Here is a 15,880-nt window from a genome sequence, read left to right as displayed (position 1 = left end):
CATGATTTGTTCAATATTTGTCATATTTTTGTTTTATTAGTGAAAAAATAGGAGGAAAATCAATGAAAAAGAAATGGGTATTAGGTTTAGCTTTAACAACATTAGTATTAACTGCTTGTGGTGGGGGAGAAACAAAAGAAAAAGACAATAAAAAATCAAAGGGTGATGTCAGCCAAGTGATAGAAATCAGTTCACCAGCACCTATCTCAACACTAGATACAACTCAAACAACGGATAAAAATACGTTTACGATGGTACAACATTTATTTGAAGGGTTATATCGTTTTGATGATGATAGTACACCTATTCCAGGTTTGGCTGAAAAGGTAGATATTAGTGATGATGGTTTGACATACAAATTCACTTTAAGAAAAGATATCAAATGGAGTAATGGTGAACCAATTACTGCGAATGATTTTGTTTATTCTTGGAAAAAGTTAGTCAATCCAGATACTATTGGTCCAAATGCTTATTTGTTGGACAATGTAAAAAATAGTCAAGATATTAGAAACGGTAAAAAAGATGTGTCAGAGATGGGAATATCTGCACCAAGTGAAACAGAATTTGTTGTGGAATTATCTCAAGCACAACCGTCATTTTTAACAGTTGTATCTATTGGATGGCTTGCACCACAAAATGAAAAATATGTGGAAGAACAAGGAAAAGATTATGGAATCAACAGTGAACACTTAATCTATAGTGGACCATTTGTGATTACAGACTGGGATAGCACATCAGACACATGGACTTTGAAAAAGAATAAAGAGTATTATGATGCAGATGCTGTGAAATTAGAAGAAGTAAAAGTTAGCACAATTAAAGATGATAATACGGGTATTAATTTGTATCAATCAGGAGAATTAGATTTAGTCCGTATTAATGGTCAATACGTAGCACAAAATAAGGAAGATAGAGGTTACGTGACTCATTCTGACATTGCTAACTATTATTTAGATTTTAATAAGGCGAGTGGGTTACCTACAGCGAATGAGCATTTACGTAAAGCTTTTGCACAAGCTATCGACAAAAAAACATTAACGAATAGTGTATTGAATGACGGTTCAAAACCATTAAATGGGTTAATTCCTCAAAATTTATATGCTAATCCCAATACATCAACTGATTTCCGTGAATATAGTGGGAATTATTTAGAATATAATGTTAATGAGGCAAAGAAAGAATGGAAATTGGCAAAAGAAGATTTAGGGGATAAAGTTACATTGTCATTATTAGTATCCGATGATGATAATGGTAAAAAAATATCAGAGTATGTTCAAAGTCAGCTAGAAGAAAACTTAGACGGATTAAAAGTGGAAATAAAAGCTCAACCAAGAAATAATGTTTTAGAGTCTAGAACAAAGAAAGATTTTGAGTTGTCATTATCTGGTTGGATTGCAGGGAGTAGTGATTTAGATTCTTACTTTAATCTTTATAAGAGTGATTCTTCTTATAATTATGGTTCATATAAGAACGAGAAGTATGATGAGTTAATTAATAGTGCTAAGACTGTTAATGCAAATGACCCTGACAAACAATTTAATGATTACAAAAAAGCAGAAGAAATATTAATTAAAGATAATGCCGCTCAAGTACCACTTTATCAAAGTGCTTCAAATTATTTAATTAACCCTAAAATCAAAGGAATTAGCTACCATTTATATGGCGATTACTTTAATTTAAGAACAGCTTCAATTTCAGAATAAGAGGAAAAATAAGCCAGACAAAAGATATCTGGCTTATTTTTTTTCACTCTTTATACATTGTCAATGGATTAAGAATATGCTATCATTTTTATGATTAAGAAATGAATAAGATAGCAGTCAAAGTGCTTATCTACCTTTTTGCATAGGTAAAGGGGTGGAGTGGGCGCTTTTTTATATGCATTTTTTAAGAAAGGATGGTAAAAATGAATATAACCAAAGAGTTTGATACGATTGCCGCCATTTCAACGCCTCCTGGTGAAGGAGCTATCAGCATTGTTCGTTTGAGTGGTGATGATGCGGTAAAAATTGCTCAAAGTGTGACAAATTATAAAGAAAAAGATTTAACAGAAGTTCCTACTCATACTATCCATTATGGGCACATTAAAGATCCTAAAACAAATCAAGTATTGGATGAAGTGATGTATTCTGTCATGTTAGAACCCAAAACATTTACTCGTGAAAATATTGTCGAAATAAATTGTCACGGAGGAATGGTCGTAGCTAATCAAGTATTACAATTATTATTAAGACAAGGTGCTCGTTTAGCTGAACCTGGAGAGTTTACAAAGAGGGCATTTTTAAATGGTCGTATGGATCTCTCTCAAGCAGAAGCTGTCATGGACTTAATACAAGCGAAAACAAGCGAATCGATGGATTTAGCTCTTGGACAACTAGATGGACGCTTATCTCAACTGATTCAGTCATTAAGGCAAAAGTTATTAGTAGCATTGGCACAAGTAGAGGTTAATATAGACTATCCAGAATATGATGATGTAGAGGAAATGACAACAAAACTGATGAAGGAAAAAGCATTAGAAGTCAAAGAAGATATTGCACACTTACTAGAAACCGCGACTCAAGGTAAAATTTTGCGAGAAGGACTCGCCACAGCGATTATTGGGCGACCAAATGTTGGAAAATCAAGTTTATTAAATGACTTGCTACGTGAAGACAAAGCGATTGTGACTGACATAGAGGGAACAACAAGAGATGTTATCGAGGAATTTGTCAATGTACGTGGTGTACCATTAAAACTGATTGATACAGCAGGTATTCGTGATACAGAAGATATTGTTGAAAAAATTGGAGTGGAAAGAAGTCGAAAAGCATTATCAGAAGCAGACTTAGTGTTGCTAGTGTTAAATCAAAGTGAGAATCTCACAGAGATGGATCGTGAATTAATTGAATTAACCAAAGATATGCAGCGAATTGTGTTATTAAATAAAAATGATTTACCAAGCAAGTTAGATAGAGATGAGTTACAAAAAATGCTAGGAGACACACCTTTCTTACCAATTTCAGTGTTAGAAGGTAGAGGCATTGATTTATTAGAACAGCTGATTAAAGATACATTTTTCGCTTCTAATACGTCTGAAAGGGATGCAACATATATTTCTAATACAAGACACGTTGCATTGCTAGAACAAGCTGATATGGCTCTTGATGAGGTATTAGAGGGAATAGAGTCAGAGATGCCAGTAGATTTATTACAAATTGATATGACAAGAGCATGGGATTTATTAGGTGAGATTATGGGTGAGAATATTCAAGATGAATTGATTACACAATTATTTAGCCAGTTCTGTTTAGGAAAATAAGGAGATTAACATTGATGGAAAATATGGAAAAAAGAGATTATGATGTCATTGTAGTGGGTGGCGGACATGCTGGCTCAGAAGCTTCTTTAGCTGCCGCTAGAATGGGGATGAGTACATTACTTGTGACGTTAAATTTAGATATGATTGGTTTTATGCCTTGCAACCCATCAATAGGAGGACCTGCTAAAGGTGTGGTTGTCCGTGAAATAGACGCACTTGGTGGAGAAATGGGCCGTACCATTGATAAAACCTATATTCAAATGCGTATGCTTAATACTGGTAAAGGACCTGCTGTACGAGCATTACGTGCACAAGCAGATAAGCATGCTTATCAATCAGAATTAAAACATACATTAGAAAAAGAAGATAACCTAGTCGTAAAACAAGGAATTGTTGAAAAATTATTAGTGAAAGATGATGTTTGTTATGGCGTTGAACTTAGTACAGGGACACAATACACTAGCAAGGCAGTTATTATTACTGCTGGAACGGCATTACGTGGCGAAATTATTATTGGTGAATTGAAGTATTCCTCAGGACCGAATAATTCATTGCCATCAATTGGATTGGCAAACCATTTGAAAGAAATTGGACTAGAGATAGAACGATTTAAAACAGGAACACCGCCACGTGTAAAATCAAGCACGATTGATTATTCAGTGACAGAAGAACAACCAGGTGACAAACAACCTAATCATTTTAGTTTTGAGAGCTCAGATGATAATTATCGTAGAGATCAATTACCTTGTTGGCTAACTTATACGAATTTAGATACACACACTGTCATACGTGATAATTTACACCGAGCTCCAATGTTTACTGGAATTGTTGAAGGTGTAGGAGCAAGATATTGCCCTTCGATTGAAGATAAAATCGTTCGTTTTAGTGATAAACCTCGTCACCAAATCTTTTTAGAACCAGAAGGAGAGCATACTGAGGAAGTTTATGTTCAAGGATTATCTACTTCGTTACCAGAAGATGTCCAAAAAGAGATGGTTCAAAGTATCGAAGGATTAGAACAAGCTAAAATTATGCGTAGCGGATATGCTATTGAGTATGATGTCGTTGTTCCTCATCAGTTAAGACCAACGCTTGAAACGATGAAAATTTCAGGGCTTTATACAGCAGGTCAAACGAATGGAACATCAGGTTACGAAGAAGCTGCTTGTCAGGGATTAATGGCAGGGATAAATGCTGCATTAAAAATTCAAGGAAAAGATCCGTTTATATTAAAACGAAGTGATGCGTATATTGGTGTATTAGTCGATGATTTAGTTACTAAAGGGACAAACGAACCTTATCGACTGCTAACTTCTCGGGCAGAGTATCGTTTATTGCTACGTCATGATAACGCAGATTTGCGTTTGACAGAGATGGGACACGAGATTGGTTTAGTAGATGATACAAGATTTAATCAATATTTAGAGAAAAAAAAGATGGTAGAAAATGAACTAGAAAGATTAGAAAAAATTCGTTTGAAACCAACTCCAGAAATTCAATCATTTTTAGAAGAAAAAGGACTAGCACCATTAAAAGATGGTATTTTAGCACGAGATTTTTTAAGACGTCCAGAAATTACTTATCGTGATTTAAGTCAGTTTATTCCTAAATTAGAAAAAGACTTGCCTCGTTATGTGATTGAACAAGTCGAAATTCAAGTGAAGTATGAAGGGTATATAAAAAAAGCTAAAGACAAAGTAGAAAAATTAAAACGTATGGAAGCAAAACGTATTCCAGAAAATATCGATTATCGTGCGATTAATAGTTTAGCAACAGAGGCAGTACAGAAATTAGAAAAAATCCGACCGGAAACGATAGCTCAAGCAAGTCGTATTAGTGGGGTCAACCCATCTGATATAAGCATTTTAATGGTGTATATCGAACAAGGAAAAATAGCAAAGATAGACAGTGAAAAGGCCTAATATGGGTCTTTTTTTATGTAAATAAATCAACAAAGGTATCATATTTTGATATAATGCTTTTAGAGGTGATTCATATGATTAATTTATCAATTTTTATCGGTATTATAGCGTTTATATTAAGTGTTTTGTCTATTTACATGATTTATAAAATAAATAAAAAAATGACTAAACAGGTTACAGAAATAAGCAAACTATCGGCTAAAATAGAAAGTTTTATATTTATGACTCAAAAACAGTATGAAAAAGAATATAATCTTTACTGGAATGTATTTGATTTATTGCAAAAAACCATCGATAAAACAATGAGTATTCGTGGTACATTACAATTGCTAAGGGATAACAGTGAGGATAGTTTAGAGGAAACGTACATTAAATTGATTCAAGAAAGTATCATTAAGAGCAGTGAACTATTAAATGAATTAGATAATCTGTTAAATCAGTATGAACCTTTTATTCAAAAGAAATTATTTGATTGTTTTAAGTTGATAGTCAAAGATTTACGAGGATTTCAACAGCGACGATTTAATTATTTTAGCTATGAAACAGTTTCAAATGATTCAATAGAAAATTTTATAGCAGATATTGATACTACGCTTGATAACGTTGAAAAAAACAGAATGAAAATAGTACGTTTTTTAAGAAAGAAATTTAAAAATACGATAGTTAGTTAAAATGTTTCACGTGAAACATTTATAAAATAAAAATAGATGAAAAGCAAACTTGTGTGTTATTCTAGTTTGCTTTTTTTGTTAAAATAGAGTGTATGACATTGAATTTTTATGATAGATACGATAAAGTGTACTTATCCGTGAAACACTATATGTTTCACATGAAGGAGATTAAAAATGACACCAGAAGAATTTAAAAGTAACTTGGAAAAACATGGTATCATGTTAAGTGAACAACAGATGGAACAATATGACATCTATTTTAGAAAACTCATTGAATGGAATGAAAAAATAAATTTAACGGCCATTACTGATAAAAATGAGGTTTATTTAAAGCATTTTTATGATTCGTTAACATTAGCTTTTGAACGGGATATGACTGGAGAACACTTGAAATTGTGTGACGTAGGATCTGGAGCAGGGTTTCCAAGTATTCCATTGAAAATTGCCTTTCCAAATATCTCTATTTCAATTATAGATTCATTAAATAAAAGAATTAATTTTTTGAAGGAATTAACAAAGGAATTAGGCCTTGAAAAAGTAGACTTATATCATTCAAGAGCGGAAGATTTTGGGCAAAATAAAATCTTTCGTGAATCTTATGACTTAGTGACTGCTCGGGCAGTTGCTAGACTAAATGTGCTAGCAGAACTTTGCCTACCTTTAGTTAAGAAAGAGGGACAATTTTTGGCTATGAAGGCAGCTAAAAGTGAAGAGGAGTTATTGGAAGCAAAAAAAGCTATAGCGACATTAGGTGGAAAAGTGGTAGAGGAAAGAGAAGTGAGCTTACCAATTACACATGATAAACGTTTTATTATTGAAATTGATAAAAAGAAAGAGACGCCAAATAAATACCCACGCAAGGCAGGATTACCTAATAAAAAACCATTAGTGTAAAAATATGGGATTTTATAACCATGAAACACAATGAAGAAGAGTTGGAGGAACTTATTATGGCTCGAATAATTGCTGTAGCAAATCAAAAAGGTGGCGTTGGTAAAACAACGACAACAGTAAATTTAGGTGCATGTTTAGCCTATTCAGGAAAAAAAGTTTTATTAATTGATATGGATGCTCAAGGGAATGCTACAAGTGGTATAGGTATTAGAAAGGCAGATGTGTCACAAGATATTTATGATGTCTTAGTTAATGAAGTACCTATTACAGAGGTAATATTATCGACTAATAGAGAAGGAATGGACATTGCTCCTGCAACAATCCAGTTATCAGGTGCAGAAATTGAGTTAACATCTATGATGGCAAGAGAATCACGATTAAAATTAGCTTTACAAGAAGTAGAGGATAAATACGATTATATATTAATTGATTGTCCTCCATCATTAGGTCATTTAACAATTAATTCATTTACATCAAGTGATTCAATTTTAATTCCCGTACAATGTGAGTACTATGCGTTAGAAGGGTTAAGTCAGTTATTGAATACTATTCGTTTAGTACAAAAACATTTCAATCCAGATTTAAGGATTGAAGGAGTATTGTTAACAATGTATGATGCGAGAACAAATCTAGGTTCAGAAGTCGTGGAAGAAGTTCGCACTTATTTTAGAGAGCGCGTTTATGACACCATTATCCCTAGAAATGTTAGATTATCAGAAGCACCAAGTCATGGAAAAGCGATTATTGATTATGATCCAAAATCAAGAGGTGCAGAAGTATACCAAGCATTAGCAAAGGAAGTGATGAATCGTGAACAAGCCTAATAAAGGATTAGGACGTGGAATTGATGCGCTATTCCAAGATTTATCAACACTAGAGGAAGTGGACATTCAATCTGAGACTGTTCAAGAAATTCCGTTAACAGATTTAAGACCAAACCCTTATCAACCACGTAAAACATTTGATGAAAAAGCATTAGAAGAACTAGCAGATTCAATTAAACAATCAGGTGTTTTTCAACCGATTATTGTTCGTCAGTCATCTGTCAAAGGTTATGAGATTATTGCTGGCGAACGAAGATTTCGTGCCTCAAAACTAGCAGGTAAAGAGCAGATTCCCGCTATTGTGAGAGAATTTGATGAAGCACAAATGATGCAAGTTGCTGTTTTAGAAAATTTACAACGAGAAGATTTGAATCCTCTAGAAGAAGCTGAAGCATATGAAATGTTAATGAAAAACCTGGGTTTAACACAGGTAGAGTTATCAGAAAAATTAGGGAAAAGTCGTCCTTACATTGCTAATTATTTACGGTTGTTAACCTTACCTAAGGTGGTAAAAGATTTAGTACAAAAAGAATCGCTATCTACTGGACAAGCAAGAACATTGTTAGGGCTAAAGAAAAAAGAAGATATATTAGTTGTGGCAAATCGGGCCATTAAAGAGGGACTAACAGTTAGACAGTTAGAACAAATTGTTAGTGAGATGAATCAATCTACTAAAAAAGAGCCAATTAAGAAAAAAGAACAGGAACCTAAACCATACTATATTCGTGAAAGTGAAGAGCGATTAATGGATAAATTTGGAACGAGTGTCCACATTCAAGAAAAAGAAGGCAAAGGGAAAATAGAAATTGAATACTTATCTGAATCTGACTTAACAAGGATTTTAGACTTATTAGATATACAATTTGACTAGCCAATAAAAAAGTATAAAGACAATAGATTTATGTTAAGATATATCAGGTAGTAGCATAATCGAGGAGGGACGTTTATATGTATGACTTAGGTGATATTGTTGAGATGAAAAAACCACATGCTTGTCAAACAAATAGGTGGGAGATTATTCGTATGGGGATGGATATCAAGATTAAATGCTTAAATTGTCAGCATATTGTGATGATGCCTCGGCGAGAGTTTGAGAAAAAAATGAAAAAAGTATTAGAAAAAAAGCATTAGAAAAAAAGCATTAGAAAAAAAGCATAAGTAGACCTATAAATTATCAAAGAAAGAGTGAAAATAACTATGGCATTGACGGCAGGAATCGTTGGGTTACCTAACGTTGGAAAATCAACTTTATTTAATGCAATTACAAAAGCAGGGGCAGAAGCAGCAAACTATCCTTTTGCTACAATAGATCCTAATGTGGGAATGGTGGAAGTTCCTGATTACCGCTTAGAAGAATTAACAAAATTAGTAAAACCTAAAAAAACAGTACCAGCTACATTTGAATTTACTGATATTGCAGGTATTGTACGTGGGGCAAGCAAAGGGGAAGGTCTTGGAAATAAATTTTTAAGTCACATCCGTCAAGTTGATGCGATTTGTCATGTTGTTCGTTGTTTTGATGATGACAATATTACTCACGTCGAAGGTAGAGTAGATCCATTAGCAGATATTGATACCATTAATTTAGAACTTGTCTTAGCTGACTTAGAGTCTGTTGATAAACGCTTATCTCGTGTATCTAAAATTGCGAAAACAAAAGATAAAGAAGCAGTGGCAGAATTGGCTGTGTTAGAAAAAATAAAGCCTGTTTTAGAAGAAGGAAAATCAGCGAGATCAATAGAATTTACAGATGATGAATTGCCGATTGTTAAAGGTTTATTCTTATTAACGACTAAGCCAGTATTGTATGTAGCAAACGTGGCAGAAGATGAGATAGCAGATACTGAAAACAACGACTATGTTAAACAGGTTAAAGAGTTTGCAGCAACTGAAAATGCAGAAGTTATCACAGTATGTGCCAGAGCTGAGGAAGAAATTGCAGAGTTAGATGAAGATGATAAAAAAGATTTTCTTGAAGCGCTTGGAATTGAAGAATCCGGATTAGATAAATTAATTCGTGCTGCATATCATTTACTAGGTTTAGCCACATATTTTACAGCTGGAGAACAAGAAGTGCGTGCTTGGACATTTAAAGTTGGAATGAAAGCACCAGAATGTGCAGGGATCATTCATACTGACTTTGAGCGTGGATTTATCCGTGCAGAAACTGTATCTTACACAGATTTAAAAGAATACGGTAGTATGAGTGCAGCCAAAGAAGCCGGACGAGTTCGTTTAGAAGGAAAAGATTACGTTGTTCAAGATGGGGATGTAATGCTTTTCCGTTTTAATGTTTAATGGAAAGAATGGGTGACAATAATGACTGAGTTAACAAATGAAGAATTACAACAAAAAGTCGCAGAAAATAGAGAATTAGAAAAACAATTGACCAAAAAAAATGATCAGTTTATGTTTGATTTAAAAAAAATATTGGATGAAGGCGTTGAGGTGGATGAGCGCCAAAAAATAGAAGCTTTTAACACGATGTTAAAAGAGCTAGTTGAAGGGCAAAAAACAGGTATCACTGCTAAACATTTATATGGTACGCCCACCGAGGCAGTTGTTTTTATCACCACTAAACCTGCTACACCACCAAAAACTAACTTTGGCTCAATGTGGTTAGATAATAGTTTGTTACTGTTTACCTTTTTATCTGTTATGATGGGTGTCCTTACAATGATATCTAAATCACCACAACCAACACAAGGAATACTAAGTATTATAATTGGTGCAATGTCTGGTGGTTTATCATTTTATCTAATCTATCGTTATATTTATATATATGATATGCCAGGAGCAGATAGAAGTAAGAGACCAGGTGTATGGAAAACAGGTGGAATCATGGCACTATGCTTTATACCGTGGTTGATGATTTTTTCATTATCTAATTTTATACCCCATGCTATTAATCCATCTCTTAACCCAGTGGTAACGATTATTTTAGGTGTGATAGCATTTGGTGTACGCTATTTATTAAAGAAAAAATACAATATTCAAGGAAGTTTATTTTTACGACCTTAAAATAATTCAAGCTAGAAACAGTTTTCGATAGAAAAAATGTTTTTAGCTTTTTTGATTGATGACATTGACGAAAGTAGAATTATTTGGTAAGTTTGTTAATAAAACAAAATTAAAGGAGTGCGAATTTCTAATGTCAAATTGGGAAACTAAATTTTCAAAAAAAGGGTATACATTTGATGATGTTCTATTAATTCCAGCAGAAAGTCATGTATTACCAAATGATGTTGATTTAAGTGTTGAACTATCATCTAAGATTAAATTAAATATTCCAATTATGAGTGCCAGTATGGATACAGTGACTGATAGTAAAATGGCTATTGCCATGGCTAGACAGGGTGGTTTAGGAGTTATTCATAAAAACATGAGTGTAGAGCAGCAAAAAGATGAAGTGAGAAAAGTAAAACGTTCTGAAAGTGGCGTTATTATTGATCCATTTTTCTTAACTCCGGAACATAAAGTAAGTGATGCAGAACATTTAATGGCTAAATATCGTATTAGTGGTGTCCCTATTGTTGATACATTAGAAAATAGAACTTTGGTTGGTATTTTAACCAATCGTGATTTACGTTTTGTCACAGATTATAATTTAATGATTAAAGATGTTATGACTAAAGAAGGATTAGTAACAGCACCTGTTGGAACATCTTTAAAAGATGCGGAAATGATTTTACAACAACATAAAATTGAAAAATTACCTATAGTGGATGCTAAAGGTCGTTTAAGTGGGTTAATTACTATCAAAGATATTGAAAAAGTGATTGAATTTCCTAATGCTGCTAAAGATGAGCATGGTCGCTTGTTAGTTGCAGCGGCAGTTGGCGTAACGAGTGATACATTTGAACGTGCTGGAGCTTTGATTGAAGCTGGTGTCGATGCGTTAGTTATTGATACTGCTCATGGACATAGTGCAGGTGTAATCCGTAAAATTAAAGAAATTCGTGATGCTTTCCCAGATGTGACATTAATTGCAGGAAACGTTGCGACAGCTGAAGCAACGCGTGCCTTATATGACATTGGGGTGGATGTTGTAAAAGTAGGAATTGGACCAGGTTCAATTTGTACAACACGTGTTGTTGCAGGTGTGGGTGTGCCACAATTAACAGCCATTTACGATGCAGCAAGTGTCGCTCGTGAGTACGGTCGTACGATTATTGCTGATGGTGGAATCAAATATTCAGGAGATATTGTTAAAGCATTAGCAGCAGGTGGCTATGTCGTGATGTTAGGTTCTATGTTAGCTGGGACAGATGAATCTCCTGGTGAATTTGAAATATTCCAAGGTCGTCGTTTTAAAACTTATCGTGGAATGGGTTCTTTAGGAGCCATGGAAAAAGGATCAAGCGATCGTTATTTCCAAAGTTCTGTTAATGAAGCAAACAAATTAGTTCCAGAAGGTATTGAAGGACGAGTAGCTTATAAAGGTAGTGTGCAAGATATCATCTTCCAAATGCTAGGTGGATTACGTGCTGGAATGGGTTATGTAGGAGCTGGAAACTTAAAAGAATTAAGAGACAACGCTCAATTTGTTGAGATGAGTGGTGCTGGTTTAAGAGAATCTCATCCTCATGACGTACAAATTACAAAAGAAGCACCAAACTATTCAATTTCATAAAATGATTCAAAGAGGTTAGGAAATGTCCTACCTCTTTTTTTAGAAAGAAAGAAGGAATAAAATTGAGTAAAGTCGGAATTATTGGATTAGGCCATGTTGGATCGGATGTTGCTTATACATTATGTACAAAAGGGCAAGTCGATGAGTTAGTGTTGATTGATAAAAATAAAGAGAAAGTGCTAGCAGAATATTTAGAACTGACTGATAGTATGATGATGACAGAGGTCAAAACAACTATATTATTACATGAATATCGCTATTTAAGTGACGCAGACATTATCGTTATTAGTGTGGGAAGTCAATCTATTGATAATGAAGATAGGGTATCTGAGTTAAAAGATAATAAGCAGGCAGTGAAAGAAATTATCCCACAAGTTATTTCTAGTGGATTTAAAGGAATATTTTTAGTTATAACTAATCCATGTGATGTCATCACAACACTTGTTCATAGAGAAAGTGGTTTTCCGGCGTATCGAGTAATTGGAACAGGCACTAGTTTAGATACAAATCGTATGAAACGTATTGTTGGAGAAAAAGTAGGTGTTTCAGGGCAATCAGTTCATGGTTATGTATTAGGTGAGCATGGGGAGAGTCAGTTTGTTGCATGGTCTACAGTGATGGTAGGCACGCAAAAATTATTAGATATTGTGTCATTATCAGAAGACGAATTAGAAGAAATGAAAGAGGCTACTCGTTTAGGTGGTTGGCACATACATCAACGTAAAAGTTGGACAAGTTTTGGTATTGCCACAACAGCATCACGTTTAATTCAGTCTATTTTAAAAGATGAAAATAACATTTATCCTTTATCAATTTATCATGAAAAAGATAATATTCATATTGGCTACCCTGCTATTTTAGGGAAACGCGGCATTGTTAAGCCATTATCACTAGATCTAAATAGTCAAGAAAAAATATTATTTAAACAATCAATTGATAAAGTCAAAGAATATACAGAACAATAAAAAGACAACTCATCAAATTAAGCTGATGAGTTGTCTTTTTAATCTTTATTAATGACTTTAGTCAGTTGAACACGAAGTAGTGTTCAACAAAAAAACCACGCGTAATGCGCGTGGAGGAAATAGCTTTAGCGTTAAGAAACTCCTTTCGATATACTAAATAGTGGCTACCAACCGCTATAAGAGAACCGAAAGGAGTTTCTTTATGTCTAATGACGATAAAATTCTATCACATACAAGATGGAATTGTAAGTATCATTTAGTCTTTACCCCAAAATATAGAAGAAAAGTGATATATGGGGAATTGAGAAAATATATAGGTAAAATTTTAAGAAAATTATGCGATATGAAAAATGTCGAAATAATAGAGGCTCATGCAATGCCAGATCATATACATATGCTAGTAAGAATTCCACCAAAGGAATCAGTTTCAGGATTTATGGGATTTCTAAAAGGAAGAAGCGCTGTGCTAATTCATGAGCAACATGGAAATTTGAAATATAAGTATGGAAATAGAAGTTTTTGGTCGAAAGGCTATTATGTTAGCACAGTAGGTTTAAATCAAAAGACAATACAAAAATATATTCGAGAACAAGAAGCAGATGACAGAGTAAGAGATAGTATAAGTAAACGAGAATATATGGATCCATTTAAAAAATAAAAGTCTTCTCAAATAGCGGTTGTCAGTCTTTTAAAAGCCCTCTTTAGAGGGTATGCGAGTAGTGAGCCCTTCTAGGGCTATTAAAAAGCCACCCGTTTTCACGGGTGGATAGTTACTTAGTGATTTTTGTCAGTCCACCCATATAAGGGACAAGTGCTTCAGGAATGGTTACACTTCCGTCTTCATTTTGATAGTTTTCTAAAATAGCCGCAACAGTACGTCCAACAGCTAATCCAGAACCGTTTAATGTATGAACATATTGAACTTTTTCTTCTTCATCTCTGTATCGGATCTTTGCACGTCTAGCTTGGAAATCTTCACAGTTAGAACAAGAGCTGATTTCACGATACGTTTCTTGGGCAGGAATCCAAACTTCGATATCATATGTTTTTGCTGCAGAGAATCCCATGTCTCCTGTACATAAAACAATCACACGATAAGGTAAATTTAATTTTTGTAAAATAGCTTCAGCGTTATTGGTCATTTTTTCTAACTCTTCATAAGATGTTTCAGGTTTACTGAATTTAACCATTTCAACTTTATTGAATTGATGTAATCTTATTAGTCCACGAGTGTCACGACCAGCACTACCAGCTTCAGAACGAAATGCTGGACTAAGAGCAGTAAAGTAAACTGGCAAAGTATCATTATCTAGTATTTCATCACGGTAATAGTTTGTTAATGGTACTTCAGCTGTGGGGATAAGTGTATAATTTGAATTTTCTAGTTGGAAAACATCTTCTTTAAACTTAGGGAATTGTCCTGTTCCAAACATAGATTTATCGTTCACGATATATGGTGGAATCATCTCTGTATAGCCATGTTCATAGATATGCGTATCTAACATTAAGTTATAGACCGCACGTTCTAATCTAGCACCAGCACCTTTATAGAAAAGAAAACGACTACCAGATACTTTCGCTCCACGCTCGAAATCTAAAATATCTAAGTTTTCAGCTACTTCCCAATGTGGTTTAGGTTCAAAGTTAAATTGTCTAGGAGTTTCCCATTTTTTAAGTTCAATATTTTCATCTTCATCTGCCCCAACAGGAACATCATCAGCAGGTAAGTTAGGTAAAGTATGGGCGATATATTCTAGTTGTTCATCGATGACATTGATACGGTCATCTAAGATTTTGATATCTTCACCAACTTGCTTCATTTCTTGGATTTTATCATCAGCATTTTGTTTTTCGCGTTTTAGTTTTGCAATGTCTTGAGACACATCGTTACGATGTTTTTTTAACGTTTCGACTTTTACTAAATTATCTCGACGTTCTTGATCAAGACGAATAAATTCATCAATTTTTGCACTATCTACTCCACGAGTCATTAATTTTTCTTTTACTAATTCGGTATTTTGACGTATAAATTTTAAATCTAACATTTATATTTCCTCCTAAATTTTTTTAATAAAAAAACTCTCACTCCAGAAAATCCGTAGATTTTCTGGGGCGAGAGTTTGAAATCGCGGTACCACCCAAATTTTAGACAAAGCTAGTTGTCCCTAATAGCAATTTTTAACGGGTTGCTCATTTGCCGATCTAGCTTCGTTCATTGAATTCGCTAGATAATTATAGAAAGTGGATTCTTTATCTGTTGCTATTAGCTCACACCAACCGCTAACTCTCTTAAAACAAACAATATAAATACTATTCTCTCATATTTAGTCTATTTAAAAGGAATTATAGCTAGTTTTTATCAGTCTGTCAACTTTTCTTAGGTTGCATATGTTTTTCCCATTTGATAGCTTTTTTTGTGATGATATCTTGCAATTCTTCTTTGGAACTACTGTCGAGTTGAAAATATAAGGACAATGCTACCAGTAGAACATCTGCACACTCTTCTTTTAAACCATCTAGAGTACCATGTTTATATTGGCTGCCACTTGCTTCTTTATATTTTAAAATAGCTTCAGCAACCTCTCCAGATTCTTCACTTAGTTTTAAACCCATTTCTTCAATCGATTTAGGCTCTTTTTGAGATAGTGAAATTAGTTTATTTAGATTCAA

At 33.9% G+C, this 15,880-nt stretch carries 15 protein-coding genes and 1 other annotated feature; of the genes, 13 read left to right on the top strand and 2 right to left on the bottom strand.

Annotated features, from left to right (window positions below; all coding sequences use genetic code 11):
* Positions 1-62: 62 nt before the first annotated feature.
* The 13 genes from JNUCC83_RS10350 to tnpA all read left to right on the top strand — a co-directional run bounded on the left by JNUCC83_RS10350 (position 63) and on the right by tnpA (position 13,868).
* Positions 63-1,703: a peptide ABC transporter substrate-binding protein gene (locus JNUCC83_RS10350; protein ID WP_454459901.1), complete on the top strand. Its 1,641-nt coding sequence runs from the start codon at positions 63-65 to the stop codon at positions 1,701-1,703.
* A 203-nt stretch (positions 1,704-1,906) separates the two neighbouring features.
* On the top strand, positions 1,907-3,301 hold the full coding sequence (gene mnmE / locus JNUCC83_RS10345) for a tRNA uridine-5-carboxymethylaminomethyl(34) synthesis GTPase MnmE (RefSeq protein ID WP_454459900.1): 1,395 nt from the start codon (positions 1,907-1,909) through the stop codon (positions 3,299-3,301).
* Positions 3,302-3,315: 14 nt separating this feature from the next.
* The gene (mnmG, locus tag JNUCC83_RS10340; RefSeq protein WP_454459899.1) at positions 3,316-5,223 is read left to right on the top strand and encodes a tRNA uridine-5-carboxymethylaminomethyl(34) synthesis enzyme MnmG; all 1,908 of its coding nucleotides are present in this window, start codon (positions 3,316-3,318) and stop codon (positions 5,221-5,223) included.
* A 74-nt stretch (positions 5,224-5,297) separates the two neighbouring features.
* On the top strand, positions 5,298-5,894 hold the full coding sequence (locus JNUCC83_RS10335) for a hypothetical protein (protein ID WP_454459898.1): 597 nt from the start codon (positions 5,298-5,300) through the stop codon (positions 5,892-5,894).
* A 174-nt stretch (positions 5,895-6,068) separates the two neighbouring features.
* On the top strand, positions 6,069-6,788 hold the full coding sequence (rsmG, locus tag JNUCC83_RS10330) for a 16S rRNA (guanine(527)-N(7))-methyltransferase RsmG (RefSeq protein ID WP_454459897.1): 720 nt from the start codon (positions 6,069-6,071) through the stop codon (positions 6,786-6,788).
* 56 nt (positions 6,789-6,844) lie between these two features.
* The gene (locus tag JNUCC83_RS10325) at positions 6,845-7,612 is read left to right on the top strand and encodes a ParA family protein (protein ID WP_454459896.1); all 768 of its coding nucleotides are present in this window, start codon (positions 6,845-6,847) and stop codon (positions 7,610-7,612) included.
* Positions 7,599-8,483 carry a ParB/RepB/Spo0J family partition protein gene (locus JNUCC83_RS10320; RefSeq protein ID WP_454459895.1) on the top strand — a complete coding sequence of 295 codons (885 nt, stop codon included), beginning with the start codon at positions 7,599-7,601 and terminating at the stop codon, positions 8,481-8,483. The genes JNUCC83_RS10325 and JNUCC83_RS10320 overlap by 14 nt, the downstream gene beginning before the upstream one ends.
* Before the next feature lie 77 nt (positions 8,484-8,560).
* Positions 8,561-8,743 carry a DUF951 domain-containing protein gene (locus JNUCC83_RS10315; protein ID WP_454459894.1) on the top strand — a complete coding sequence of 61 codons (183 nt, stop codon included), beginning with the start codon at positions 8,561-8,563 and terminating at the stop codon, positions 8,741-8,743.
* A gap of 66 nt (positions 8,744-8,809) precedes the next feature.
* Entirely contained in the window at positions 8,810-9,910 is a 1,101-nt protein-coding gene (ychF, locus tag JNUCC83_RS10310; RefSeq protein ID WP_454459893.1) for a redox-regulated ATPase YchF, read from the top strand.
* A 21-nt stretch (positions 9,911-9,931) separates the two neighbouring features.
* Positions 9,932-10,633, top strand: a complete 702-nt coding sequence (locus JNUCC83_RS10305) for a DUF1129 domain-containing protein (protein WP_454459892.1) — start codon at positions 9,932-9,934, stop codon at positions 10,631-10,633.
* Positions 10,634-10,763: 130 nt separating this feature from the next.
* Complete coding sequence (gene guaB / locus JNUCC83_RS10300; protein ID WP_454459891.1) at positions 10,764-12,245, top strand: IMP dehydrogenase; 1,482 nt, start codon at positions 10,764-10,766, stop codon at positions 12,243-12,245.
* A 62-nt stretch (positions 12,246-12,307) separates the two neighbouring features.
* Complete coding sequence (locus tag JNUCC83_RS10295) at positions 12,308-13,210, top strand: L-lactate dehydrogenase (RefSeq protein WP_454459890.1); 903 nt, start codon at positions 12,308-12,310, stop codon at positions 13,208-13,210.
* A 202-nt stretch (positions 13,211-13,412) separates the two neighbouring features.
* The gene (tnpA, locus tag JNUCC83_RS10290; protein WP_454459335.1) at positions 13,413-13,868 is read left to right on the top strand and encodes an IS200/IS605 family transposase; all 456 of its coding nucleotides are present in this window, start codon (positions 13,413-13,415) and stop codon (positions 13,866-13,868) included.
* A 112-nt stretch (positions 13,869-13,980) separates the two neighbouring features.
* Here the strand turns inward: tnpA and serS are convergent, their stop codons facing one another.
* A complete protein-coding gene (serS, locus tag JNUCC83_RS10285) occupies positions 13,981-15,255 on the bottom strand; it encodes a serine--tRNA ligase (protein ID WP_454459889.1) in 1,275 nt (424 codons plus the stop codon).
* 60 nt (positions 15,256-15,315) lie between these two features.
* Positions 15,316-15,543, bottom strand: a binding site (T-box leader).
* A 34-nt stretch (positions 15,544-15,577) separates the two neighbouring features.
* Positions 15,578-15,880, bottom strand: a complete 303-nt coding sequence (locus JNUCC83_RS10280; protein WP_454459888.1) for a MazG-like family protein — start codon at positions 15,878-15,880, stop codon at positions 15,578-15,580.

It is taken from the genome of Vagococcus sp. JNUCC 83 (assembly GCF_053667615.1).
This window is presented reverse-complemented; position numbering and strand designations above follow the sequence as displayed.

Excerpts from the sequence above, each read along its gene's own strand:
- JNUCC83_RS10350 (WP_454459901.1), top strand. The coding sequence starts at position 63 with ATGAAAAAGAAATGGGTATTAGGTTTAGCTTTAACAACATTAGTATTA.
- mnmE (WP_454459900.1), top strand. The coding sequence starts at position 1,907 with ATGAATATAACCAAAGAGTTTGATACGATTGCCGCCATTTCAACGCCT.
- mnmG (WP_454459899.1), top strand. The coding sequence starts at position 3,316 with ATGGAAAATATGGAAAAAAGAGATTATGATGTCATTGTAGTGGGTGGC.
- JNUCC83_RS10335 (WP_454459898.1), top strand. The coding sequence starts at position 5,298 with ATGATTAATTTATCAATTTTTATCGGTATTATAGCGTTTATATTAAGT.
- rsmG (WP_454459897.1), top strand. The coding sequence starts at position 6,069 with ATGACACCAGAAGAATTTAAAAGTAACTTGGAAAAACATGGTATCATG.
- JNUCC83_RS10325 (WP_454459896.1), top strand. The coding sequence starts at position 6,845 with ATGGCTCGAATAATTGCTGTAGCAAATCAAAAAGGTGGCGTTGGTAAA.
- JNUCC83_RS10315 (WP_454459894.1), top strand. The coding sequence starts at position 8,561 with ATGTATGACTTAGGTGATATTGTTGAGATGAAAAAACCACATGCTTGT.
- ychF (WP_454459893.1), top strand. The coding sequence starts at position 8,810 with ATGGCATTGACGGCAGGAATCGTTGGGTTACCTAACGTTGGAAAATCA.
- JNUCC83_RS10305 (WP_454459892.1), top strand. The coding sequence starts at position 9,932 with ATGACTGAGTTAACAAATGAAGAATTACAACAAAAAGTCGCAGAAAAT.
- guaB (WP_454459891.1), top strand. The coding sequence starts at position 10,764 with ATGTCAAATTGGGAAACTAAATTTTCAAAAAAAGGGTATACATTTGAT.
- tnpA (WP_454459335.1), top strand. The coding sequence starts at position 13,413 with ATGTCTAATGACGATAAAATTCTATCACATACAAGATGGAATTGTAAG.
- serS (WP_454459889.1), bottom strand. The coding sequence starts at position 15,255 with ATGTTAGATTTAAAATTTATACGTCAAAATACCGAATTAGTAAAAGAA.